Raw genomic sequence first — 21,554 nt, forward strand, 5'->3', positions numbered from 1 at the left:
TGGATAGAGATGGAGGGAGGGGGGTCGTGGGGGGGGGGGGGGGGGGGGGGGGGGGCCCCCCCCCCGGGGGCGGGGGGGGGGGGGCGGGACCGGGGCACGACAAAGCCCGGGCCACAGGGCCCGGGCTTCGCGCTACGCGCGACAAGAGCCGCCTGTCGGATTCGAACCGACGACCCCCTGTTTACAAGACAGGTGCTCTGGCCAGCTGAGCTAAGGCGGCACGCACAAACACGCGGCAAGCACGCGAGAGCAGTCTAACCGCAGACAGCCTCGTCGCTCCCCCCAATTTTCGCGACCGCGACCTGCTGACAACGGCCCCCTCCCCGGGTACCGTCACCGCATCCGTCCGAATTGGACTGGACCACTCAACACCACTCCCTCTACTCGGATCGTCCGGCACGTTCCTGCCGGTGAAGGGACCCACCACCATGGCCACGGTCACGTACGACAAGGCGACCCGGATCTATCCGGGCTCCGACAAGCCCGCCGTCGACCAGCTCGACATCGAGATCGAGGACGGCGAATTCCTCGTCCTGGTCGGCCCGTCGGGCTGCGGGAAGTCCACCTCGCTGCGGATGCTCGCGGGGCTGGAGGACGTCAACGGCGGCTCGATCCGCATCGGCGACCGCGACGTCACCCACCTGCCGCCGAAGGACCGGGACATCGCCATGGTGTTCCAGAACTACGCGCTCTACCCGCACATGACCGTCGCCGACAACATGGGCTTCGCCCTGAAGATCGCGGGCGTGCCCAAGGCGGAGATCCGGCAGAAGGTCGAGGACGCGGCGCGCATCCTGGACCTCACCGAGTACCTGGGCCGCAAGCCGAAGGCGCTCTCGGGCGGCCAGCGGCAGCGGGTGGCGATGGGCCGGGCGATCGTCCGCGAGCCGCAGGTGTTCCTGATGGACGAGCCGCTGTCCAACCTGGACGCCAAGCTCCGCGTGCAGACCCGCACCCAGATCGCCGGCCTCCAGCGGCGTCTGGGCATCACCACCGTCTACGTCACCCACGACCAGGTCGAGGCCATGACGATGGGCGACCGGGTGGCGGTGCTCAAGGACGGGCTGCTCCAGCAGATCGACTCGCCGCGCAACATGTACGACCGACCGGCCAACCTGTTCGTCGCGGGCTTCATCGGCTCCCCGGCCATGAACCTGGTCGAGGTGCCGATCACCGACGGCGGCGTGAAGTTCGGCAACAGCGTGGTGCCGGTCTCCCGCGAGGCACTGGCCGCCGCGGCCGACCGCGGCGACCGGACGGTCACCGTCGGCGTCCGGCCCGAGCACTTCGACGTCGTCGAGCAGAACGGCGAGACGGCGCGGATGCTGGGCAAGGAGGCCGCCGACGCCCCCGCCGGGCTGGCCGTCACGGTCAACGTGGTCGAGGAGCTGGGCGCCGACGGCTACGTGTACGGCACGGCGGAGGTCGGCGGCGAGCAGAAGGACCTGGTCGTCCGCGTCAACGGCCGGCGGGTGCCGGAGAAGGGCTCCGCCCTCCACGTCGTCCCCCGCCCGGGCGAGCTGCACGTCTTCTCGACCTCGTCGGGCGAGCGCCTGAGCGATTGATTCCCGCCGTCGTGCCGCCCCGGCGCGGGCGGCACGACGGCCGCCCGACGGGGGACGCGACGCCCCCTCACGGCCGGTCAACCGGACGCGTCACCGATTTGGCGCCGTCCTTCCCTGGTCCGGCACCCCGGGCGTCAACCCTTCCCACCGAAGGGCCGAGGTAATGCCACCCGATCGGGTGACTAAATGTCGCGGTCTCATTACGCCTCGCTACCATCTGCGGCATGAACCAGGCCGCCCGCCGCATCGGCAGAACCCTCGCCCTCGTCCTCCCCGTCGTCATGGTGCTCTCCGGGACCCTCGCCGTCACCCGGGTCCCGTGGGCGGCGCCCAACGCCGAGTCCCAGGTGCTCACCGCGTCCTCGGACACCGCCTCCAGCCAGGCCAGGGCCCGCGCCCCGCACGAGGTGCTGCGCGACAAGCTGCTCACGGAGCTCCAGGAGAAGAACCCCGGGGTGGCCCTGACCCACCTCCAGGCCGCCACCAACGGCCGTCCCTCGCTGGCCCGTTACTGTGTGGACATCGCCCGCGTCCTCGGCCAGGCCGCCGTCGCCAAGTACCACTCCGCGAAGAAGGCCCAGGCGTACTCGCGCCCGGTCTGCGACACCTCGTACGCCTCCGGGGTGGCCCAGGGCCACTGACGGCCCTCCCGCCCCCGGCGGCGGCCGGTCGCACCGCACCCCGCGGCACGGCATATCGTGCGGGGCATGACCGGCACGCACCCCGTCCCCACGCCCGCGCAAGCCGTGATCCTGGCCGGAGGCCAGGGGTCGCGGCTTCGCCCTTACACCGACGACCGTCCCAAGCCGATGGTCGAGATCCCCGGCACCGGCATGCCGATCATCGGCCACCAGCTGGCCTGGCTCGCCGCCGAGGGCGTCACCGACGCCGTCGTCTCCTGCGGCCACCTCGCCGAGGTGCTCCAGGCGTGGCTGGCGTCGGCCGATCTCCCGCTGCGGGTGACGACGGTGGTCGAGAAGGAGCCGCTCGGCCGCGGCGGCGGCCTCCGGCACGCCGCCGCCTCGCTCCCCCACCCGGACCGGCCCTGGTACGCCACCAACGGGGACATCTGGACGCGGTTCTCGCTGCGCGAGATGGCCGCCTTCCACCACGAGCGGGACGCCACCGCGACCCTCGCCCTGGCCCGGCCCCGGATCCCCTGGGGTGCGGTGGAGACCGACGAGTTCGGACACGTGCTGGACTTCATCGAGGCCCCGCCCTCGCCCTACCTGATCAACGCGGGCGTCTACGTCTTCTCGGCGGAATTCGCCGGCCTGCTGCCCGAGCGCGGCGACCACGAGCGCACCACCTTCCCCCGCCTCGCCCGCGAACGGCGGCTGGCCGGCTACCCGTTGCCGCACGGCGCCTACTGGCGGGCCATCGACACGGCCAAGGACCTGACGGAGGCGGCCAGGGAACTCGCCGGCTGACGCCCACCGCACGCGCCGCGGCCCCGTACCCAACCGGGTACGGGGCCGCGGCGCGCGATACCGGTGTGTCAGCCCAGGAGGCCGCCGAGGGCGCCGCCACCGCCCGTCGAGCCGCCGGACGTTCCCGTGCCGCCCGACGACGTCCCGCCGCTGCCCGAGCCGCCGGTGTTCGCGGCGCCCGAGGGACTGTGCGGTGCGGCCGGGGCGGCGGGACGCTGGTGAGGCGTCCGGGGCGCGGGGCGCGGGGCGCCGGTGCCGGCCTCCGCGTGGCCGGAAGTCGCCGCTCCCGTAGGCGTCTTGGCCGACCCCGGGACGGCCGGCTTCGCGCTCGGCGACGGGGACTTCCGGCCCGTGGCGCTCGGCCGGGGCGTCCCCGGCGTCGCGGGGCCGTGCGTCCCGCCCCGCGGGGAGGAACCGGCCGACGGACGCTGCGGGAGCGGCGAGCCGGGCAGGTTGTTGACCGGCGGGGCGGACGGGCCCGGCGCCGGAGCCGGCCGCGAGGAGCGGACCGCGCCACCGAGCATCGAACCGACCAGCAGGGAAAGGCCGATGAGCACCGTCGCCATGACCGTGCCGCGGCGCAGCACCCGCCGCCGCAGCTGCCCGATCCCGGCCCGGGGGCCGAGCCGCCGCCACGCCTCGCCGGCGAGCCGGCCGTCGACGGAGTACACCGGGGCGCCCGCGATCACCAACGGGCTCCAGGCGGCCAGGTAGATGATGTCCGGCGCGTCGTAGGCCGGCACGGTCCGCCAGCTCACGGTGACCAGCAGGGTGGCCGAGAGCAGGACGCCGATGGACGCGGCGAGGCGCTGCCAGAGGCCGAAGATGGTGAGGACGCCGACGATGATCTGGAGGAAGGCCACGGTCAGGCCCGCGCCCACCGGGTGGGCCAGCGCCAGTTCCCGGAGCGGGGCGGCGGCGGGCCAGGGGTGCAGCGAGGTCAGCCAGGTGACCATGGAGCCGCGTTTGCCGCCGTCGAAGTAGACGGGGTCGCAGAGCTTGCCCATGCCGGCGTAGACGGAGATCAGTCCGAGGAAGACGCGCAGCGGCAGCAGGACGACGCCCAGGTTCATCCGGCGCCCGGGGTAGTAGGCGTGCAGGACGGAGTCGCCGCGGTCGCGGCCTTCGCCCTCGTCGTCCTCGTCGGACCAGTCGTCGTCGGCCTCGTCGAACCCCCCGTGGCCATACGGCTGTTCGTCGAACGCGCCATGGGTCGGGCGGACGCCGCTGAGCAGCGGCTCCCCCGGCTCCAGGGGCCCGCGGGGGCCGATGACGGTGGTCGGGGCGTCGTCGACGCCGATCCGCGGCAGGACCTGGGTGGCCCCGGCCTCGCCGCCGCCGGCGGTGCGGGCGGCCCCGGACTCCCGTACGGCGTCGAGGAGCCGGGTCGGCGCCGCGTCACCGGGCTCGGCCCGCCCGCTCCACACCACGGGGGCCCGGCGCCTGGCCGGGCCCTTGACGGTGGGCAGCTGCGCCGTGTCGGCGGCGACTCCGGCGTAGTGCCGGGCGGCGGCGTGCGGGGGACGCGCGAGCTGCACGCGGAAGCTCAGGTGGTTGCCGGAGACCTGCGCGGGGTCGGACGGGACTTTCACCGTACTCAGCGCGGGCTGGTCGTCGTACCCGGAAGAGCTTCCCCCCGTAGGTGTGCGGGGTGTTCTGGTGTCCACGCTCATCTAACCGAGTGACCGGAGCTTAGGACACTGCCTTGACCGACACGGGTGTCCGAGACCCGTCAAGGCGGACAACGAGCGGGCCCGCAAGGGCCGGACGGGGCGCGAATCAGCCCGTCCGGGGCCTTGCGGACGGCGGGAAGCTCACGCCCGGCGGCGCGCCGCCTCGTACAGCACGACGCCCGCCGCGACACCGGCGTTCAGCGACTCGGCGCCGCCCGGCATCGGGATCCGCACCCGGAAGTCACAGGTCTCGCCGACGAGCCGGGAGAGGCCCTTGCCCTCGCTGCCCACGACGATCACGACCGGACCCTCCAGGGCGTCCAGCTCGTGCAGCTCGACGTCGCCGTCGGCGGCCAGGCCGACGACCATCAGGCCCTCCTTCTGGTACGCCTCCAGCATCCGCGTCATGTTGGTGGCGCGGGCCACGGGCGTCCGGGCGGCGGTGCCGGCCGAGGTCTTCCAGGCGCTGGCCGTCATGCCGGCCGCGCGCCGCTCCGGCACGACCACGCCGTGCCCGCCGAAGGCGGAGACGGAACGGACGACGGCGCCGAGGTTGCGCGGGTCGGTGATGCCGTCGAGGGCGACGATCAGCGCGTCCTCGCCGTCGGCCTGCGCCGCCGCGGTGAGGTCCTCGGGGTGCGCGTAGTCGTACGGCGGCACCGAGAGGACGAGGCCCTGGTGGTTGAGCCCGTTGGTCATCCGGTCGAGCTCCGGACGCGGGGCCTCCATGAGGTTGAGGCCCTTCTCCGTGGCGAGCTGGATCGCCTCGCGGACGCGCTCGTCGTTGTCCAGGTACTGCTGGACGTAGAGCGTGGTCGCGGGGACGCCCTCGCGCAGCGCCTCGACCACCGAGTTGCGGCCGACGACGAGCTCGTTGGTGCCCTTGGGGCCGCCGCGGCGCGGGGCCGGGCGGCGGGCGGCCTGCTTGGCCGCGGCGTTGGCGACACGGTTCTTCTTGTGGCCCTTCCGCATGCTCGCGGGCGGGGTCGGGCCCTTGCCTTCCAGGCCCCGGCGTCGCTGGCCGCCGCTGCCGACCGTCGCGCCCTTCTTGTTGGACGTGCGGCGGTTCCTGCGCTGGCTGTTGCCGGCCATGGGGTCACCTGTTTCTTCACTGCCAGAGCCGCTGGCCGCGGCTCAGTAGACGTACGTACGAAAAGTGTCGCTCAGGACGGCGACCGGCGCTCAGGACAGCGACCAGCGCGGGCCGGACGGGGTGTCCTCGATCGCGAGACCGGACTGCTGGAGCTGGTCGCGGAGGGCATCGGCGGTGGCGTAGTCCTTGCGGACGCGGGCCGCCTGGCGCTGCTCCAGCACCATCCGGACCAGCGAGTCGACCACGCCGTGCAGGTCGTCGCCGCGGCCGCCGCCGGACCACCGCTCGTCCAGCGGGTCCAGGCCCAGGACGCCGAGCATCGCCCGCACCTCGGCCAGGCGGGCGACGGCGCCCTCCTTGTCGTCGGCGGTGAGGGCCGCGTTGCCCTGCCGGACCGTGGTGTGCACCACGGCCAGCGCCTGCGGGACGCCGAAGTCGTCGTCCATCGCCTCGGCGAACGCGGGCGGCACCTCGGCCGCGGGCTCCACCGGACCGGCCTTCTCGACGACCCGCTGCGTGAACCCCTCGATCCGCGCGAACGCGGACTCGGCCTCGCGCAGCGCCTCCGGGCTGTACTCGATCATCGAGCGGTAGTGCGGGGTGCCCAGGTAGTAGCGGAGGACGATCGGGCGCCACTCCTTGACCATCTCGGAGACCAGCACCGAGTTGCCCAGCGACTTGGACATCTTCTCGCCGCTCATGGTGACCCAGGCGTTGTGCACCCAGTAGGCGGCGAAGTCGTCGCCGAAGGCCTTGGCCTGGGCGATCTCGTTCTCATGGTGCGGGAAGATCAGGTCGAGGCCGCCGCCGTGGATGTCGAAGGCGGTGCCCAGGTACTTGTGCGCCATGGCCGAGCACTCCAGGTGCCAGCCCGGACGGCCGCGGCCCCAGGGCGTCTCCCAGCTGGGCTCGCCCTCCTTGGCCGCCTTCCACATGGCGAAGTCGCGCGGGTCGCGCTTGCCGGTCTCGCCCTCGCCGGAGGGCTGGAGCAGGTTCTCCAGCTCCTGGTTGGAGAGGCGGAGGTAGTCGGCGTAGGAGCGGACGTCGAAGTAGACGTTGCCGTCCGCGGCGTAGGCGTGACCGCGCTCGATCAGCCCGCGCATCATCTCGATCATCTCGGGGACGTGGCCCGTGGCCCGCGGCTCGACGGTCGGGGGCAGGCAGCCCAGGGCGTCGTAGCCGGCGTTGAACGCGCGCTCGTTCTCGTAGCCGATCGCCCACCAGGGGCGGTTCTGCTCGGCCGCCTTCTTGATGATCTTGTCGTCGATGTCGGTCACGTTGCGGACGAACGTCACGTCGTAGCCGCGGTAGGCGAACCAGCGGCGCATGATGTCGAAGTTCAGCCCCGACCGGATGTGCCCGATGTGCGGCGCGGCCTGCACGGTCGCGCCACACAGGTAGATCGAGACGCAGCCCGGGACGAGCGGGGAGAAGTCACGGATCTGCCGGGCGCTGGTGTCGTACAGGCGAATAGTCACGGAACCAGGGTAGTGGGCCCACGGCAGTGCCCCGGGCGCCCGGCACCCTGATCCGACCCTGATCCGGACCCCCGGTGTCCTCGGGGGCGTGCGCGGCCGGGCGCGGAGCGGTCCGCGCGCGCCCCCTCGGGATGCTTTGCCCGCTATTTAATGTTTTGCGGCAAAAATGCAATTCCGCGTGGTAACTTCCCGGGCACACCTCGGGACCGGAGCGCCGCGGACACCAGGAGGGGCGTTGCACTCCACTCTGCCGGTACAACAGGACCACCCCCAACCCCGGGAGCGGCCACCGGCACCCCCCGCGCGCCGCCCGGGCCGGCTGGCCGCCCTGGACGGGCTGCGGCTGTGCGCGGCGCTGATGGTCGTCGCGTACCACTGGATCGCCTTCGACAGCGGCGCCTGGGGCCACCGCTCCGCCCGCGCCCTCTTCCCCACCGCGTACCTGCCGGCCTCCTACGGCTGGCTGGGCGTCCAGCTCTTCTTCCTGATCAGCGGGTTCGTGATCTGCATGAGCGGCTGGGGCAAGGACGTCGGGCGGTTCGCCGTCTCCCGGATCACCCGCCTCTTCCCCGCCTACTGGTTCGCGGTGCTGCTGGTCGCCCTCGTCGTCCGGCTGTGGCCCGTGGTCAACTCCCCCACCGCCCTCCAGGACGTCGCCGTCAACCTCACGATGCTCCAGGACCCCCTGGGAGTGGAACCGGTCGACGGCGTGTACTGGACCCTCTGGATCGAGGTCCGCTTCTACCTGCTGTTCGCACTCGTCGTCCACAAGGGGCTCGACTACCGGCGCGTGGTGGCCTTCTGCGGGATCTGGGGCGCCGGGGCGGTCGTCGCCCGGGCGACCGGCGACCCGCTGCTCGAACGCGTCCTGCTGCCCTACGACTGCTGGTACTTCATCGCGGGCATCGCCTTCTACCTGATGTACCGCTTCCGCCCGGCCCCGCTCCTCTGGCTGATCGTCGGCGGCACCTTCCTGATCGCCCAGCACGATCTGCTGGTCGCGGAGCGCCGCGCGGAGGCGTACATGGGCCACCGGGTGCCCCACTGGCCCACCCTCGCCCTGGTCGGCGTGTTCTACCTCTCCGTGATGGCGGTCGCACTGGGGTGGACACGGCGGCTCGACTGGCGTTGGCTGTCCACCGCGGGTGCACTGACCTATCCCCTCTACCTGCTCCACGAGCGCGTCGGGTGGGTGGTCATCCGGCACGCGGACGGACACCTTCCACGCCTGGTGCTGCTCCCCCTCCTGCTGGCGGGGGCGCTGGCGGCCGCCTGGCTGGTGCACCGGGGGATCGAGCGCCCGCTGGCCCGCCGGCTCGGGGACGCGCTCCGGCGCGCCGTCACCCGGCGGGGAGCCGGACCGCCGGGTGCCACCGGCACCGTCCGGTCACCCGGTCGTCACCGAACCGTCGGCGAAGGGCGTGGATGAATACCACCATCCAGGGGAGACGGTGGAGAAAAACAGGGACAGGAGACCACGGTCGCAGCCATGCGCACGTCCTCTGTGTCAGCATTCCCGCACACCCCCGCTCTGTATGACGATCCGACTAGCCCACGGAAACGGAAGAGGACGACATGCGCTTCGCCAGGCGAGGTGAACTCGACGGCGCCCCACGAGCCGTCCGGCGCCCGGCACCCCGGCTCGCCGTACTGGACGGACTCCGTCTGGTGGCGGCCCTCATGGTCGTGGTCTTCCACTACACCGCCCTGCGCGGCGGCTGGGACCAGCACCCGGACAAGGTCTTCCCCGTCCTGCGGACGGTCACCCGCTACGGCTTCGTCGGCGTCGAGGTCTTCTTCCTGATCAGCGGGTTCGTCATCTGCATGAGCACCTGGGGGCGGTCGCTCGGCGACTTCGTGGTCTCCCGCGTCTCCCGGATCTACCCCGCCTACTGGTTCGCGGTCTTCCTCACCGCCGGGGTGATCACGCTGTGGCCGCAGGTGCGCAGCGTGGAGAGCTGGGACGTCGTCCTCACCAACCTCACGATGGTCCAGGAGGCCTTCGGGGTGTGGGACGTGGACGGCGTCTACTGGACGCTGTTCATCGAGCTCAAGTTCTACGTCCTCTTCGCGATCGTGGTGGCCACCGGCGTCACGTACCGCAAGTGCGTCCTGTTCTGCGGCGTCTGGACCGTCGCGGCGGTCATCGCCCCGCAGTCCGGCAGCAAGCTGCTGGAGATGTGGGCGACACCGCTCTACACGCCCTACTTCGTGGCCGGCATCGCCTTCTACCTGATGCACCGGTTCAAGCCCACGGCGCTGCTCTGGGCCATCGTCACGGTCTCCCTGCTGATCGCGCTGCACGGGGTGCCCAAGCGGGTCGCCGACAACACCAACAGCAGCATCCCCACCTGGCCGGCCAAGCTGCTGGTGGTCGCGGCCTTCGTGATCATGGCGCTGATCGCGCTGGGGTACTTCAACCGGATCCAGTGGCGCTGGCTCACCACCGCCGGCGCGCTCACCTACCCGCTGTACCTGATCCACCAGTACATCGGCATGACCGTCATCCACGGCCTGCGCTCGTACATCCCGCCGTACCCGCTGGTGGCCGGCCTGATCGCGGTGATGCTGACGGCCGCCTGGCTGATCCACCGGTGCGTCGAACGCCCGGTGGGCAAACGTCTGAGGCGCGCGATGCAGCAGGGCATGGAGGAGATGCGCCGCAACTCCACCGTCCCCGCCCTGCGCGCACCCGACCCGCAGAGCGGCCTGACGATCCTCCAGGAGCCCCGCCACCCCAAGCCCTTCGAACCGGCCGACTCCGGCCGCGTGGGCGCCGGTACGGGCGACGGCGGCTGACGGACGACCGCACGTGCGCGCCCGCCGGGGAACGGCGGGCGCGCACGGCCGCTCAGAGGCTGCCGACCACCTTGCGGGGCGAGACGCGCACGACGACCCGCCGGCCGTCGTTCTTCGCGTCCGGGTTGAAGTCCGCGTACGCCTTGCCCGTGTACTTCCGGGACAGCTCCTCGATGAGCTCCTGACCGCCCTCGGTGGTCAGCTCCGCGGTACCGCGGACCTCGGCGTAGGTGTAGGGGGCGTTCGGCGGGTTCACCATGACGGTGATCCGCGGGTCGCGGCGGAGGTTCTTCTCCTTGCGGCGCCCGACGGTCGTGGAGATCAGCAGGTCGTCGCCGTCCCGCTTGACCCAGGTGACGGACAGCTGCGGGCTGCCGTCCGGCTGGACCGTGGCGACGGTGACGAAGGCGGGGTTGTCGTCCAGGTACTGCTTCAGGTCGTCCGAGAGCATCCGGGCCCTTCCCTCGAGTGACGGGCGCGCGCCGGGCGGGCGCGCGCACGACGGAGTGTCGGTACCCGATCACGGTATGCCACCGCGGCGGCACACAAGGGGACAACGCCCCAGGCGCTCAGCGCGGGAACACCAGCGCCGTCGCCACCGCCGCCAGGCCCTCCGCACGGCCGGTCAGGCCGAGCCCGTCGGAGGTCGTCCCGGAGACGGACACCGGCGCGCCCACCGCCTCGGACAGCGCGCGCTGGGCCTCGGCCCGCCGCTTGCCGATCTTCGGCCGGACGCCGATGACCTGCACCGCCACATTGCCGATCTCGAAGCCCTCGGCACGGACGATGCGGGCGGCCTCGGCCAGCAGGGTCACGCCGGAGGCGCCGGACCACTCGGGCCGGTCGGTGCCGAAGTGGGCGCCCAGGTCGCCGACGCCCGCGGCGGAGAAGAGCGCGTCACAGGCCGCGTGCGCGGCGACATCGCCGTCGGAATGGCCGGCCAGGCCGTGTGTCGCGTCCTCCCAGAGCAGGCCCGCGCACCACAGCTCGCGGCCCTCCTCGAAGGCGTGCACATCCGTGCCGATGCCCACCAGAGGCAGGAGCCCCGGGCTAAAAACCGTCATTTGCCCTCCTCCGGGCGATCACTGCCTCGGCCAGCACCAGGTCCAGCGGCCTGGTCACCTTGAACGCCTCCTCGTGGCCGGGGACGACCACGACGGGGACGCCCAGCCGTTCGACCATCCCGGCGTCGTCGGTGGCGCCGTCGCCGACCGCCTTCCCGAACTGCGCGTGGGCCGCGTCCAGCGTGCGCCGGTCGAAGCCCTGGGGGGTCTGCACGGCGCGCAGCAGCGCGCGCTCCGGGGTGCCGGTGACGGTCTCGGGAGCGGTCGCGTCCGCTCCGTCCCGCGGGGCGACCTGCTTGACCGTGTCGGCCAGCGGCAGGGCCGGCACCACGGCCGGGTGACCGGCGCGGACGGCGGCGACGACGGAGTCGACCGTGTCGACGGGGACGAGCGGACGGGCCGCGTCGTGCACGAGGACGGTCCCGACGTCGTCGGGCAGCGCCCGCAGGCCCAGGCCCACGGACTCCTGCCGGGTGGCTCCGCCGGGGACGACCACCACGTCGGTCCGGTCGCCCGCGAGCGGGAACTCGTCGAGCAGGGACCGCACCTCGGCCTCGCCGTCCGGCGGGGCGACGACCACGACCAGGGAGACCGCCCGGGAGGCGGTCATGGCGCGGACGGCGCGGACCAGCATGGGCGTGCCGCTCAGGGCGCGCAGCGCCTTGGGGGCGCCGGGGCCGAGCCGGACGCCGCGGCCGGCCGCGGGGATCACCGCGGCGGTCCGGGGCGCGGGCGCGCCGGAGCGCTCCGGCCGAACGGGAACGGTGGCTCGATCAGACATCGCGTTGGCGTTCAGGTTTGCTTCCTCGGCCGAGTTGGGTATGGCCTGGGGGAACCCCGAGCGCGCAGGGCTCGGGACGTGCCGGGCGCTCACCGTGACCAGCCCCTTCCGTGAACGACTGGTCCGGCCGCTCGCTCACCGGCGTCCGCGCACCGGCCTTCGGGGCGGTGGTACGGACATGGGTGGCGCGGGCGGGGAAACACCGGTTCCCGGCCGGAGCAGAGATGCCGCAGCGCCCGTCGGACGAGCTTTCGTTCGTCGGCGGGCACCGCGGCACTTCCACGTCGCGACCTCTGCGTCGCACTTCTGTTGTGCGGCGGGGAGCCGGCACCTGAGCGTCAGGTGTGCGTCAGGACGCGAGGACCTCGTCGAGCAGGGCCTCGGCCTTGTCCTCGTTCGTGTTCTCCGCGAGGGCGAGCTCGCTGACCAGGATCTGGCGGGCCTTGGCGAGCATGCGCTTCTCACCGGCGGACAGACCGCGCTCGCGCTCCCGGCGCCACAGGTCGCGCACGACCTCGGCGACCTTGATCACATCGCCGGAGGCGAGCTTCTCCAGGTTCGCCTTGTAGCGGCGGGACCAGTTCGTGGGCTCTTCGGCGTACGGCGCCCGAAGGACCTCGAAGACCCGGTCGAGCCCGTCCTGGCCGACCACATCGCGAACACCGACGAACTCCGCATTGTCCGCCGGCACCCGAACCGTCAGGTCACCCTGGGCGACCTTCAGCACCAAGTAGGTCTTGTCCACGCCTTTGATCTGGCGAGTTTCGATGGCCTCGATCAGCGCGGCCCCGTGATGGGGATAGACCACGGTGTCGCCAACCTTGAACGTCATGTGACAGGTACCCCTTCCGTGGCTATCCAGTCTAACACGGGAAGTGTTCGTTCTGAATGGCGTTTCCGCAGGTCAGGGCATATCTCGGGGCTTGACAACAACGGCCGGGACGTGCTGCGCGGGGGTTCCGGAAGCAGGTATTCGCAGGTCGGAGCGGTTGTCCGGGGCAAGCGAAACGGGCACGTTACACGTACCGGGACGGGCGCGCGAGCGGTCGAACGTCCCGTTTTGCCGGGGTCCGTTCGCGGCAGTTCCGGTACTCCGTTCGGGGCGGCGGGACCTTCCGCGCGCGCATTACGGAATTGATCAAGCCGAACTTGATCAATTCCGGAACTCGTTCCCCCTCACCACTCACATTCCTTACGGATAATCCACCGGACAGCTCCTCCGATAAGCCGGTGGTAGGACGCTCGGCGGCCGAGTGGACCTTGAGGGGCGGGTCGGGTGCGGGGGCCACGCGACGGCTCGGTAACCTAAGCCCGCTGACACACCTCTTACTTCGTCCAAGGAGATGCCGCCGCCGTGAGCAGCAGCCTTCGACGCGGCGCTCTCGCCGCCACCGTCCTCGCGCTCTCGATCGCCTCGCTCTCCGCCTGCGCGGCGGGCAACGACGCGCAGACGCTGCAGGTCAAGCCGGACAACGTCGCCGCCTCCGTCGGTGACATCAAGCTCCAGAACGTCAACGTGGTCACCCAGCCGGGGCAGACCACCACCGGACCGGCCGTGATCACGGGCCAGGTGTTCAACAACGGTGCCAAGGACCAGACGCTGACCGCCGTCAAGCTGCCCGGCAAGAACGTCGCGGTGCAGCTCACCGGCGCCAAGGGCAGCGGCCCGGTCGTCGTCCCGGCCGGGGGCTCGGTGACGCTGGGCGGCAAGGGCAACGCCTCCGCCGTCCTGCCGAACGGCCGCGAGAGCCTCAAGGACGGCGCGCAGCAGCAGCTGTCGTTCGTCTTCAGCAGCACCGGTGACGTGCGGATCGGCGCCTTCGTCGTCCCGGCCACCAGCTACTTCAAGGACTGGGGCCCGGCGGAGCCCTCCCAGTCCCCGCAGACCTCCCCGTCCCCGCAGCCGGGCAAGCCGGGCGGCGGCAAGCAGGGCAAGCCGGGCGGCGCGACCGCCCCGGCGTCCGGCAAGGCCGAGGACAAGTCCAAGAAGGACGGGAAGCCGGAGAGCGGCGACAAGAACGACAAGGGCGACAAGAACCGCCAGACCCCGGCGGCGCCCGACGCCGAGCACTGAGTCCGTCCCGGAATCCGGGACGGAAACGCGGCAGGGCCCGGGAGCCGTCGGCTCCGGGCCCTGGCCGCCGCCGCGGTGACTCCGCGGCCTACGGCTCGAACTTGTAGCCGAGGCCGCGCACCGTCACCAGGTAGCGCGGGGCCCCCGGGTCCGGCTCGATCTTGGCGCGCAGCCGCTTGACGTGGACGTCGAGCGTCTTGGTGTCGCCCACGTAGTCGGCGCCCCACACCCGGTCGATGAGCTGCATCCGGGTCAGCACCCGCCCGGCGTTCCGCAGCAGCATCTCCAGCAGGTCGAACTCCTTCAGCGGAAGGTCGACCTTGCCGCCGGCGACGGTGACGACGTGCCGGTCCACGTCCATCCGCACCGGGCCGGCCTCCAGCGCCGCGGGCGCGACCTCCTCGGGCTCCCCCCTGCGGCGCAGCACCGCGCGGATGCGGGCGACCAGCTCGCGCGAGGAGAAGGGCTTAGTGACGTAGTCGTCGGCCCCTATCTCCAAACCCACGACCTTGTCGATCTCGCTGTCCTTGGCGGTGACCATGATGACGGGCACGTTGGAGCGTCCCCGCAGCTGCCGGCAGACCTCGGTGCCGGGCAGGCCCGGCAGCATCAGGTCGAGCAGGACGAGGTCGGCGCCGTTGCGCTCGAACTCCTCCAGGCCCTCGGGGCCGGTGGCCGCGATGGCGACCTCGAACCCCTCCTTGCGCAGCATGTAGGACAACGCGTCGCTGAAGGACTCTTCGTCCTCGACGACGAGCACTCGGGTCACGGGGCGACCTCCGGTCGGATCTCGTTCTGGCGGTGCGGGCGGAAGAAGGCATCGGGGCGCGCGGGGCGCGGGAGCCTCACCGGAGCGGCTCCGAGCCGGCGAGGCCGTGGAGGTGGCCCGTCGCCTCGGCCGCGTCCCGGGGATCGTCGGAGTCGAGGTGGCGCAGCCGGAGCCGGTCGCGGCCGACGCCCGCCTCCGGGAGGCGGAGGGTGAAGGTGGAGCCCTGGCCCTCGGCGCTCCAGACGGTGACCTCGCCGCCGTGCGACGCGGCCACGTGTTTGACGATCGACAGGCCGAGGCCGGTGCCGCCGGTGGCGCGGGAGCGGGCGGGGTCGACCCGGTAGAAGCGTTCGAAAACCCGCTCGCGGTCCTTCTCGGATATGCCGATGCCCTGGTCGGTGACGGCTATCTCGATCAGGTCGCCGCCGGGTGCGGCGACCCGGCGGGCGGCGATTCCCACTCTGGTGCGGGCGGGGCTGTAGTTGACGGCGTTCTCGACGAGGTTGCCGAGGGCCGCGGCGAGCTGGCCCCGGTTGCCCCAGACGTGCAGGCCGGCGGCGCCGCCCGAGGCCATGGTGATCTGCTTGGTGCCGGCCTGGTGGCGGCAGCGGTCGACGGCCTCGGCGACGAGCTCGTCCACGCGGACGGGCTCGGCGTCCTCCAGGGGGTCGTCGTTCTGCACCCGGGAGAGGTCGATCAGCTCCTGGACCAGGTTGGTCAGCCGGGTGGCCTCGATCTGCATCCGGCCGGCGAAGCGGGTGACGGCCTCGGGGTCGTCGCTGGCGTCCATCACGGCCTCGGAGAGCAGCGACAGCGCGCCGACCGGGGTCTTCAGCTCATGGCTGACGTTGGCGACGAAGTCCCGGCGGACCGCCTCGATGCGGCGGGCCTCGGTGAGGTCCTCGACCAGCAGCAGCACCAGGCGGGAGCCCAGCGGCGCCACCCGGGCGGAGACCGCGAGGGCCTCCCCGCGGCCGGTGCCGCGGCGCGGGAGGTCCAGCTCGACCTGGCGTATCTCCCCGTCGCGGCGGGTGTCGCGGGCCATCTGGAGCATCGCGTCCACGGCCAGCCGGCCGCCGCGCACCAGGCCCAGGGCGTACGCCGCCGAGCTGGCCTTGACGACGGCGTCGCCCTCGTCGAGGACGACGGCGGAGGACCGCAGCACGGACAGGACGGTGTCGACACCGGGTGGCAGGACCGCGTCGGTGTGCAGCGAGCTGCGGCTGGGGCGTGCCTGGTCGCGCTCGCTCCAGCGGAACGCCAGCATGGCGATCACACCGGTGCACAGGCCGGCGAGGGCTGCCGCTGCGGCGACGGCCGCGTCCACGTTCATGCCTCCAGGTTATGCGGGGGCACCGACAGCCCCACAGTCAAAAGGGGGGCGCCTCGAACACACGTTGCCGAGAGTTCACCTTGAGGTCGGCGGTGGTTCACTCCGGGGGTCGACACCCGTCGCGTTCCGGCCGGATCGTGGTACCGGGCGGCCCCGAAGAGCACCGGCACGGCCCCGGCCGCCGCACCACTCGAAGCGAGAGAAGGACACGATGCGGGACGCGTACCACGAGGAGCTGGACTCGATAGGCGACGGGCTGGTCGAAATGGCGCGGCTCGTCGGCTCCGCCATAGGGCGCGCCACGACGGCGATCCTGGACGCGGACCTCAAGCTCGCGGAGGCCGTGATCGCCGGCGACAGCAAGGTGGACGACCTCCAGCGCGACCTGGAGGCGCGGGCCATCGCGCTGCTGGCCCGGCAGCAGCCGGTCGCCACGGACCTGCGGATCGTGGTGACGTCCCTGCGGATGAGCGCCGACCTGGAGCGTTCGGGCGACCTGGCGCAGCACGTCGCCAAGCTCGCCCGGCTGCGCTTCCCGGACACGGCGGTCCCGCGCGACCTGCACTCCACGGTGCTGGAGATGGGCCAGCTCGCCCAGCGGCTGATGGCCAAGGCGGGCGAGGTGCTGATCACCAAGGACGTGGACCTGGCGCTCCAGCTGGAGCAGGACGACGACGCCATGGACCTGCTGCACCGCGCCCTCTTCCAGCACCTGATGGACGACCGCTGGCAGCACGGCATCGAGACGGCCGTGGACGTGACCCTGCTGGGCCGCTACTACGAGCGGTTCGCCGACCACGCCGTCTCGGTCGCCAAGCGCGTCGTCTACCTGGTCACCGGGGAGCACGCCGACGAGCTCAACCAGACGGCGGGCGCCCCCGGCGCGGGCGAGGCTTCGTGATACCCCGCGTGCGCCCGTACGCCCCCTGGCGCATCCCGTGCGCCCACACACTCGTACATCGAGCGCATTGACGACCACCGCCGAGTGAGCGTTGAGTGGGGTGTGGCAGACCACCCATCGAGGAGGTACCGCATGACCGGTTCTCTCGCGCACACCCCTGAGCGTGTGGCCCCCGCAGCCCCCGCGATGAGCGGATGCAACTGCGGTCCCGGCTGCACGTGCGGCTGCCAGAGCGGCGGCTCGTGCAACTGCGGCGGCGGCTGCGGCTGACACGCCTCACACGTCACTCACGGGAAGGGCCCCCGGGCGGCCGATGCCGCCTCGGGGGCCCTTGCCCGTACCGCGCTGGTGCCTTACTTCTTCTTGCCCTGGTTCTTCACGGCCTCGATCGCGGCCTTGGCGGCCTCCGGGTCGAGGTAGGTGCCGCCGGGGACGACCGGGCGGAAGTCGGCGTCGAGCTCGTAGGCGAGCGGGATGCCGGTGGGGATGTTGAGGCCCGCGATGTCGGCGTCGGAGATGCCGTCCAGGTGCTTGACCAGGGCGCGCAGCGAGTTGCCGTGGGCGGCGACCAGGACCGTGCGGCCGGCCAGCAGGTCCGGGACGATGCCGTCGTACCAGTACGGCAGCATGCGGACGACGACGTCCTTGAGGCACTCGGTGCGGGGGCGCAGCTCCGGGGGGATGGAGGCGTAGCGCGGGTCCTCGCTCTGGGAGAACTCGGAGCCGTCCTCCAGGGCGGGCGGCGGGGTGTCGTACGAGCGGCGCCAGAGCATGAACTGCTCCTCGCCGAACTCGGCCAGCGTCTGGGCCTTGTCCTTGCCCTGGAGGGCGCCGTAGTGGCGCTCGTTCAGGCGCCAGGAGCGGTGGACGGGGATCCAGTGGCGGTCGGCCGCCTCCAGGGCCAGCTGCGCGGTGCGGATGGCGCGCTTCTGGAGGGAGGTGTGGACCACGTCAGGGAGCAGGCCGGCGTCCTTGAGCAGTTCTCCGCCGCGGACGGCCTCCTTCTCGCCCTTCTCGTTGAGGTTGACGTCCACCCAGCCGGTGAACAGGTTCTTCGCGTTCCACTCGCTCTCGCCGTGGCGGAGGAGGATGAGCTTGTACGGTGCGTCGGCCATGCCCTTGAGCGTAATCGACGGGTTGGGGGTGCCGCTCACGGCGCCGTTTGACGCACCTTGTCAATTGAATGGCGTGCCCACGCCAGACGCTCGTAACGTGCGTACTGCCGAGACGGCACTTACCACAGGGGGGCGGACGCGTGATGACGCGGATGGGCAGAGCGGCGAGGGAAAGCGTGGCGGGGCTCCCCCGCGCGTTCTGGTGGCTGTGGGTCTGCACGCTGGTCAACCGGCTGGGCGGGTTCGTCGCCACGTTCCTCGCGCTGTACCTGACGCTGGAGCGCGGCTACTCCGCGTTCTTCGCCGGGCTGGTCGCCGCCCTGCACGGGCTCGGCGGGGTGATCGCCTCGGTCGGGGCGGGCGTGCTGACCGACCGGCTCGGACGGCGGCCCACCCTTATGATCGCCCAGGTCGGGACGGCCGCCTCGGTGGCGCTGCTCGGCTTCGTGCATGACCCCGTGTCGATCTCGGGCGCCGCCTTCCTGGTGGGGCTGGCGAGCAACTCCTCGCGGCCCGCCGTCACCGCGATGATGGCCGACATCGTCCGCCCCGAGGACCGGCTCCGGGCGTACTCGATCAACTACTGGGCGATCAACCTCGGCTTCGCGATCTCCTCGACGGCGGCCGGGTTCGTCGCCGAGTACAGCTATCTGGCCGGCTTCCTCGGGGAGGCCGCGATCACGCTGGTGTGCGCCGTCCTGGCCTACTTCACGCTCCCCGAGTCGCGGCCCGAGCCGGCCGCGCCGTCGGCCTCCGGCGAGGCGGCGCCCGCCGTGGGGCTGGGCACGGTCCTGCGGGACGGCCGGTTCATGGGCGTCACCGGCCTGGCCTTCCTGGTGGCGCTCCTCTTCACGCAGAGCTCCGTCGCGCTGCCGGTGGCGATGGGCCGGGCCGGGCTCTCCACCCAGGACTACGGCATGGTCATGGCCGTCAACGGCATCATGATCGTCGCCCTCCAGATCCCGGTGACCCGCCTCATCGAACGCCGCGACCCCCGGATGCTGCTGGTCTTCTCCGCCCTGCTCGCCGGGTACGGCTTCGGCCTGACCGCGTTCGCCGGCTCGGTCGGCTTCTTCGCGCTGACCATCGCCGTCTGGACGCTCGCCGAGATCGTCAACGCCCCCACCCAGTCCGGCATGGTGGTGCGCTTCTCGCCGCGCCACGCGCGAGGCCGCTACCAGGGCGTGTTCTCGCTGTCCTGGACCCTGTCGTCCCTGGTCGCGCCGCTGACGGGCGGCGCGGTCATCGAGGAGTTCGGCGCCGACGCGCTCTGGGCCGGGTGCGCGGTGATCGGCACCTTCGCGGCGGCCGGCTACTGGCTGCTGACCCGGAACCTGCCGGAAGAAGGCGCCATGGACGCGGTCCGCGCGACCGGAGCGGAGCGGGAGGAGCGGCCCGTCCCGCAGTCCGCCTGACCTGCCGTCAGGCCGACGGGGTGTCAGGCCCCGTACGCCCCTCCCCCGTCAGCCGTCCGAACGCCTCCAGGTTGCGCGTGGACTCGCCCCGAGCGGTGCGCCACGCGTACTCCTTGCGGATCGCGCTCGCGAACCCCATCTCCAGCAGGGTGTTGAAGCTGCCGTCCGCGTTCTCCAGCACCACGCCGAGGATCCGGTCGACCTCCTCCGGCGTGACGGCCGCCAGCGGCAGCCGGCCGACGAGGTAGACGTCACCGAGGTGGTCGACGGCGTAGGCGACGCCGTACAGCCGGGTGTTGCGCTCCAGCAGCCAGCGGTGCACCGCCTCGTGGTTCTCGTCGGGGCGGCGCACCACGAAGGCGTTGACGGAGAGGGAGTGGTTGCCGACGACCAGCGACACGGTCGTCGACAGCTTCCGGGTGCCGGGCAGCTTCACGACGTACGTGCCGTCGGCCGGGCTCTCCCACTCGATCGCGGCCTCGGCGAGCGTGCGCTCGATGACGGTCCTCGCGTCGGACATCTGCCGTTCAGCCATGCGACGAGCGTAGGCGACGCCGCCGCTCGCCGATCGCCTCGGTGTACACCGCGGCCGTGGCGGCGGCCGCCGTGTCCCAGCCGAAGGACCGGGCGTGCGCCGCCGCCGCGGCGCCCATCGTGTCCGCGAGGCCGGGCGCGTCCGCGAAGCGTTCGAGCGCCCGCGCGTAGTCGACGGGGTCGTGGCCGTCCACCAGGAAGCCGCTGGTCCCGTGCCGGACCGCCACCGGAAGCCCGCCCACCGCCGCCGCGACGACCGGCGTGCCGCACGCCTGCGCCTCCACCGCCACCAGGCCGAACGACTCGCTGTACGAGGGCATGACCAGCACGGACGCCGCGCGGTACCAGTCCGCGAGCCGCTCCTGGTCGACGGGCGGACGGAATCTGACCACGTCGGCGATGCCCAGCCGGGCGGCGAGCTTCTGGAGCTCCTCCGGCTTCGCCAGGCCGCTGCCGCTCGGACCGCCGACCACCGGGACGACGATCCGCGACCGCAGCGCTGGCCGGCGGTCCAGCAGCTCGGCCACCGCGCACAGCAGCACGTCGGGCGCCTTCAGCGGCTGGATCCGGCCGGCGAACAGCGGGACCAGCGCGTCCTGCGGCAGCCCCAGCCGGTCGCGGGCGGCCGCCCGGCCGTCGGCCTCCCGGAACCGCTCCAGATTGACGCCCGGATGGACGACGGCGACCTTGTCCGGAGCCGCGTCGTAGTGCCGGACCAGCTCCTCCGCCTCACCCTCCGTGTTGGCGATCAGCCGGTCGGCCGCGCGGACGATCTGCGTCTCGCCGATCACCCGGGCCTGCGGCTCCGGGGTGTCGCCCGCGGCCAGCGCCGCGTTCTTCACCTTGGCCATCGTGTGCATCGCGTGCACCAGCGGCACGCCCCAGCGGTCGGCCGCCAGCCAGCCGACGTGGCCGGACAGCCAGTAATGCGAGTGGACGAGGTCGTAGTAACCCGGCCGGTGGCCCGCCCACGCCTGCGTCACCCCATGGGTGAAGGCGCACAGCTGGGCCGGCAGCTCCTCCTTCGCCAGCCCCTCGTACGGGCCGGCGTCGATGTGCCGGACGAGGACGCCGGGCGCCAGCTCCACGGCGGGCGGCAGCTGCCCGGTGGTCGCCCGGGTGAAGACCTCCACCTCGATGCCGAGCGCGGCGAGCCGCCTGGCGAGCTCGACGATGTAGACGTTCATGCCGCCCGCGTCACCCGTGCCGGGCTGGTGCAGCGGCGACGTGTGGACGCTGAGCATCGCGACACGGCGCGGCAGCCGGCCCTGCGCGCGGCGCAGGAACTGCTGGGGCCGGGAGAAGGGGCTGCCATGCGTACGGGTGCGGCGCGTGCCGCGCCGGGGTGCGTACTGGCTCACCGTTCGGGTCCTCCGTCCGCCTGTGGGGGGGGCGTGCGTGGGTCTGATGCGTCAGGGGGCCTCGTGCAGGGCCTGATGCAGGGGTCAACCCTTCGAACACGAGGCCGGGGGTTCCCCTTCCCTCCTTTACCAAAGAGTGATGCGGCCCTCACGGTCCGGCGCCGAACCG

At 72.3% G+C, this 21,554-nt stretch carries 20 protein-coding genes and 1 tRNA gene; 8 read left to right on the forward strand and 13 right to left on the reverse strand.

Annotated elements, in window-relative coordinates; translation table 11 throughout:
- Positions 1–146: 146 nt before the first annotated feature.
- Positions 147–220: transfer RNA gene (locus ACH4PU_RS28100), tRNA-Thr, on the reverse strand.
- A gap of 208 nt (positions 221–428) precedes the next feature.
- Here ACH4PU_RS28100 and ACH4PU_RS28105 point away from each other — a divergent pair.
- From ACH4PU_RS28105 to ACH4PU_RS28115, 3 genes are all read left to right on the forward strand, one after another.
- Positions 429–1,565, forward strand: coding sequence for an ABC transporter ATP-binding protein (locus ACH4PU_RS28105; protein WP_398278098.1), 1,137 nt, complete (start codon positions 429–431; stop codon positions 1,563–1,565).
- A 224-nt stretch (positions 1,566–1,789) separates the two neighbouring features.
- Positions 1,790–2,206 (forward strand): hypothetical protein, encoded by a 417-nt coding sequence (locus ACH4PU_RS28110; protein ID WP_185941551.1) that lies wholly within the window; start codon positions 1,790–1,792, stop codon positions 2,204–2,206.
- A 66-nt stretch (positions 2,207–2,272) separates the two neighbouring features.
- Positions 2,273–2,995 (forward strand): NDP-sugar synthase, encoded by a 723-nt coding sequence (locus ACH4PU_RS28115; protein ID WP_398277817.1) that lies wholly within the window; start codon positions 2,273–2,275, stop codon positions 2,993–2,995.
- A 68-nt stretch (positions 2,996–3,063) separates the two neighbouring features.
- Here the strand turns inward: ACH4PU_RS28115 and ACH4PU_RS28120 are convergent, their stop codons facing one another.
- The 3 genes from ACH4PU_RS28120 to cysS all read right to left on the reverse strand — a co-directional run bounded on the left by ACH4PU_RS28120 (position 3,064) and on the right by cysS (position 7,239).
- Positions 3,064–4,668 carry a DoxX family membrane protein gene (locus tag ACH4PU_RS28120; RefSeq protein ID WP_398277820.1) on the reverse strand — a complete coding sequence of 535 codons (1,605 nt, stop codon included), beginning with the start codon at positions 4,666–4,668 and terminating at the stop codon, positions 3,064–3,066.
- Between the two features lie 141 nt (positions 4,669–4,809).
- On the reverse strand, positions 4,810–5,760 hold the full coding sequence (gene rlmB, locus ACH4PU_RS28125) for a 23S rRNA (guanosine(2251)-2'-O)-methyltransferase RlmB (protein ID WP_398277823.1): 951 nt from the start codon (positions 5,758–5,760) through the stop codon (positions 4,810–4,812).
- Between the two features lie 90 nt (positions 5,761–5,850).
- Positions 5,851–7,239: a cysteine--tRNA ligase gene (cysS, locus tag ACH4PU_RS28130; protein WP_398277826.1), complete on the reverse strand. Its 1,389-nt coding sequence runs from the start codon at positions 7,237–7,239 to the stop codon at positions 5,851–5,853.
- 235 nt (positions 7,240–7,474) lie between these two features.
- Between cysS and ACH4PU_RS28135 the strand changes: the two genes are divergently transcribed.
- Positions 7,475–8,668: an acyltransferase family protein gene (locus ACH4PU_RS28135; RefSeq protein WP_398277829.1), complete on the forward strand. Its 1,194-nt coding sequence runs from the start codon at positions 7,475–7,477 to the stop codon at positions 8,666–8,668.
- Between the two features lie 146 nt (positions 8,669–8,814).
- A complete protein-coding gene (locus tag ACH4PU_RS28140) occupies positions 8,815–10,038 on the forward strand; it encodes an acyltransferase family protein (protein ID WP_398277832.1) in 1,224 nt (407 codons plus the stop codon).
- 52 nt (positions 10,039–10,090) lie between these two features.
- On the opposite strand, the gene ACH4PU_RS28145 is transcribed toward ACH4PU_RS28140, so the two are convergent.
- The 4 genes from ACH4PU_RS28145 to ACH4PU_RS28160 all read right to left on the reverse strand — a co-directional run bounded on the left by ACH4PU_RS28145 (position 10,091) and on the right by ACH4PU_RS28160 (position 12,715).
- Positions 10,091–10,489, reverse strand: coding sequence for a PPOX class F420-dependent oxidoreductase (locus tag ACH4PU_RS28145; protein WP_398277835.1), 399 nt, complete (start codon positions 10,487–10,489; stop codon positions 10,091–10,093).
- Positions 10,490–10,607: 118 nt separating this feature from the next.
- The gene (gene ispF, locus ACH4PU_RS28150) at positions 10,608–11,102 is read right to left on the reverse strand and encodes a 2-C-methyl-D-erythritol 2,4-cyclodiphosphate synthase (protein WP_398277838.1); all 495 of its coding nucleotides are present in this window, start codon (positions 11,100–11,102) and stop codon (positions 10,608–10,610) included.
- The gene (gene ispD / locus ACH4PU_RS28155; protein ID WP_398277841.1) at positions 11,089–11,883 is read right to left on the reverse strand and encodes a 2-C-methyl-D-erythritol 4-phosphate cytidylyltransferase; all 795 of its coding nucleotides are present in this window, start codon (positions 11,881–11,883) and stop codon (positions 11,089–11,091) included. Before ispD ends, ispF begins: the two co-directional genes overlap by 14 nt.
- Positions 11,884–12,232: 349 nt before the next feature.
- Positions 12,233–12,715 carry a CarD family transcriptional regulator gene (locus ACH4PU_RS28160; protein ID WP_003953493.1) on the reverse strand — a complete coding sequence of 161 codons (483 nt, stop codon included), beginning with the start codon at positions 12,713–12,715 and terminating at the stop codon, positions 12,233–12,235.
- Positions 12,716–13,237: 522 nt separating this feature from the next.
- On the opposite strand from ACH4PU_RS28160, the gene ACH4PU_RS28165 reads away from it, so the two are divergent.
- Positions 13,238–13,957, forward strand: coding sequence for a DUF461 domain-containing protein (locus ACH4PU_RS28165; protein WP_398277844.1), 720 nt, complete (start codon positions 13,238–13,240; stop codon positions 13,955–13,957).
- A gap of 88 nt (positions 13,958–14,045) precedes the next feature.
- Here ACH4PU_RS28165 and ACH4PU_RS28170 read toward each other — a convergent pair whose 3' ends face one another.
- Both ACH4PU_RS28170 and ACH4PU_RS28175 read right to left on the reverse strand, forming a co-directional pair.
- The gene (locus ACH4PU_RS28170; protein ID WP_185941562.1) at positions 14,046–14,726 is read right to left on the reverse strand and encodes a response regulator transcription factor; all 681 of its coding nucleotides are present in this window, start codon (positions 14,724–14,726) and stop codon (positions 14,046–14,048) included.
- A gap of 76 nt (positions 14,727–14,802) precedes the next feature.
- Positions 14,803–16,059, reverse strand: a complete 1,257-nt coding sequence (locus tag ACH4PU_RS28175) for a sensor histidine kinase (RefSeq protein WP_398277848.1) — start codon at positions 16,057–16,059, stop codon at positions 14,803–14,805.
- Positions 16,060–16,270: 211 nt separating this feature from the next.
- On the opposite strand from ACH4PU_RS28175, the gene phoU reads away from it, so the two are divergent.
- Positions 16,271–16,960, forward strand: a complete 690-nt coding sequence (gene phoU, locus ACH4PU_RS28180) for a phosphate signaling complex protein PhoU (RefSeq protein ID WP_398277851.1) — start codon at positions 16,271–16,273, stop codon at positions 16,958–16,960.
- A gap of 353 nt (positions 16,961–17,313) precedes the next feature.
- Here phoU and ACH4PU_RS28185 read toward each other — a convergent pair whose 3' ends face one another.
- The gene (locus ACH4PU_RS28185; RefSeq protein WP_398277854.1) at positions 17,314–18,075 is read right to left on the reverse strand and encodes a phosphoglyceromutase; all 762 of its coding nucleotides are present in this window, start codon (positions 18,073–18,075) and stop codon (positions 17,314–17,316) included.
- Between the two features lie 143 nt (positions 18,076–18,218).
- Here ACH4PU_RS28185 and ACH4PU_RS28190 point away from each other — a divergent pair, with 143 nt between their 5' ends.
- Positions 18,219–19,490 (forward strand): MDR family MFS transporter, encoded by a 1,272-nt coding sequence (locus tag ACH4PU_RS28190; protein ID WP_398278101.1) that lies wholly within the window; start codon positions 18,219–18,221, stop codon positions 19,488–19,490.
- 7 nt (positions 19,491–19,497) lie between these two features.
- Here ACH4PU_RS28190 and ACH4PU_RS28195 read toward each other — a convergent pair whose 3' ends face one another.
- Both ACH4PU_RS28195 and mshA read right to left on the reverse strand, forming a co-directional pair.
- Positions 19,498–20,025 (reverse strand): YbjN domain-containing protein, encoded by a 528-nt coding sequence (locus ACH4PU_RS28195; protein WP_398277857.1) that lies wholly within the window; start codon positions 20,023–20,025, stop codon positions 19,498–19,500.
- The gene (gene mshA, locus ACH4PU_RS28200) at positions 20,018–21,385 is read right to left on the reverse strand and encodes a D-inositol-3-phosphate glycosyltransferase (protein WP_398277860.1); all 1,368 of its coding nucleotides are present in this window, start codon (positions 21,383–21,385) and stop codon (positions 20,018–20,020) included. Before mshA ends, ACH4PU_RS28195 begins: the two co-directional genes overlap by 8 nt.
- Positions 21,386–21,554: the final 169 nt, after the last annotated feature.

This window comes from Streptomyces sp. NPDC021100 (assembly GCF_044333095.1).
GTDB lineage: Bacteria > Actinomycetota > Actinomycetes > Streptomycetales > Streptomycetaceae > Streptomyces.

Excerpts from the sequence above, each read along its gene's own strand:
- ACH4PU_RS28145 (WP_398277835.1), bottom strand. The coding sequence starts at position 10,489 with ATGCTCTCGGACGACCTGAAGCAGTACCTGGACGACAACCCCGCCTTC.
- ACH4PU_RS28115 (WP_398277817.1), top strand. The coding sequence starts at position 2,273 with ATGACCGGCACGCACCCCGTCCCCACGCCCGCGCAAGCCGTGATCCTG.
- ACH4PU_RS28105 (WP_398278098.1), top strand. The coding sequence starts at position 429 with ATGGCCACGGTCACGTACGACAAGGCGACCCGGATCTATCCGGGCTCC.
- ACH4PU_RS28120 (WP_398277820.1), bottom strand. The coding sequence starts at position 4,668 with ATGAGCGTGGACACCAGAACACCCCGCACACCTACGGGGGGAAGCTCT.
- ACH4PU_RS28190 (WP_398278101.1), top strand. The coding sequence starts at position 18,219 with ATGACGCGGATGGGCAGAGCGGCGAGGGAAAGCGTGGCGGGGCTCCCC.
- ispF (WP_398277838.1), bottom strand. The coding sequence starts at position 11,102 with ATGACGGTTTTTAGCCCGGGGCTCCTGCCTCTGGTGGGCATCGGCACG.
- ACH4PU_RS28140 (WP_398277832.1), top strand. The coding sequence starts at position 8,815 with ATGCGCTTCGCCAGGCGAGGTGAACTCGACGGCGCCCCACGAGCCGTC.
- ACH4PU_RS28195 (WP_398277857.1), bottom strand. The coding sequence starts at position 20,025 with ATGGCTGAACGGCAGATGTCCGACGCGAGGACCGTCATCGAGCGCACG.
- phoU (WP_398277851.1), top strand. The coding sequence starts at position 16,271 with ATGCGGGACGCGTACCACGAGGAGCTGGACTCGATAGGCGACGGGCTG.
- ACH4PU_RS28160 (WP_003953493.1), bottom strand. The coding sequence starts at position 12,715 with ATGACGTTCAAGGTTGGCGACACCGTGGTCTATCCCCATCACGGGGCC.
- ACH4PU_RS28175 (WP_398277848.1), bottom strand. The coding sequence starts at position 16,059 with ATGAACGTGGACGCGGCCGTCGCCGCAGCGGCAGCCCTCGCCGGCCTG.
- ACH4PU_RS28110 (WP_185941551.1), top strand. The coding sequence starts at position 1,790 with ATGAACCAGGCCGCCCGCCGCATCGGCAGAACCCTCGCCCTCGTCCTC.
- rlmB (WP_398277823.1), bottom strand. The coding sequence starts at position 5,760 with ATGGCCGGCAACAGCCAGCGCAGGAACCGCCGCACGTCCAACAAGAAG.
- ACH4PU_RS28185 (WP_398277854.1), bottom strand. The coding sequence starts at position 18,075 with ATGGCCGACGCACCGTACAAGCTCATCCTCCTCCGCCACGGCGAGAGC.
- ispD (WP_398277841.1), bottom strand. The coding sequence starts at position 11,883 with ATGTCTGATCGAGCCACCGTTCCCGTTCGGCCGGAGCGCTCCGGCGCG.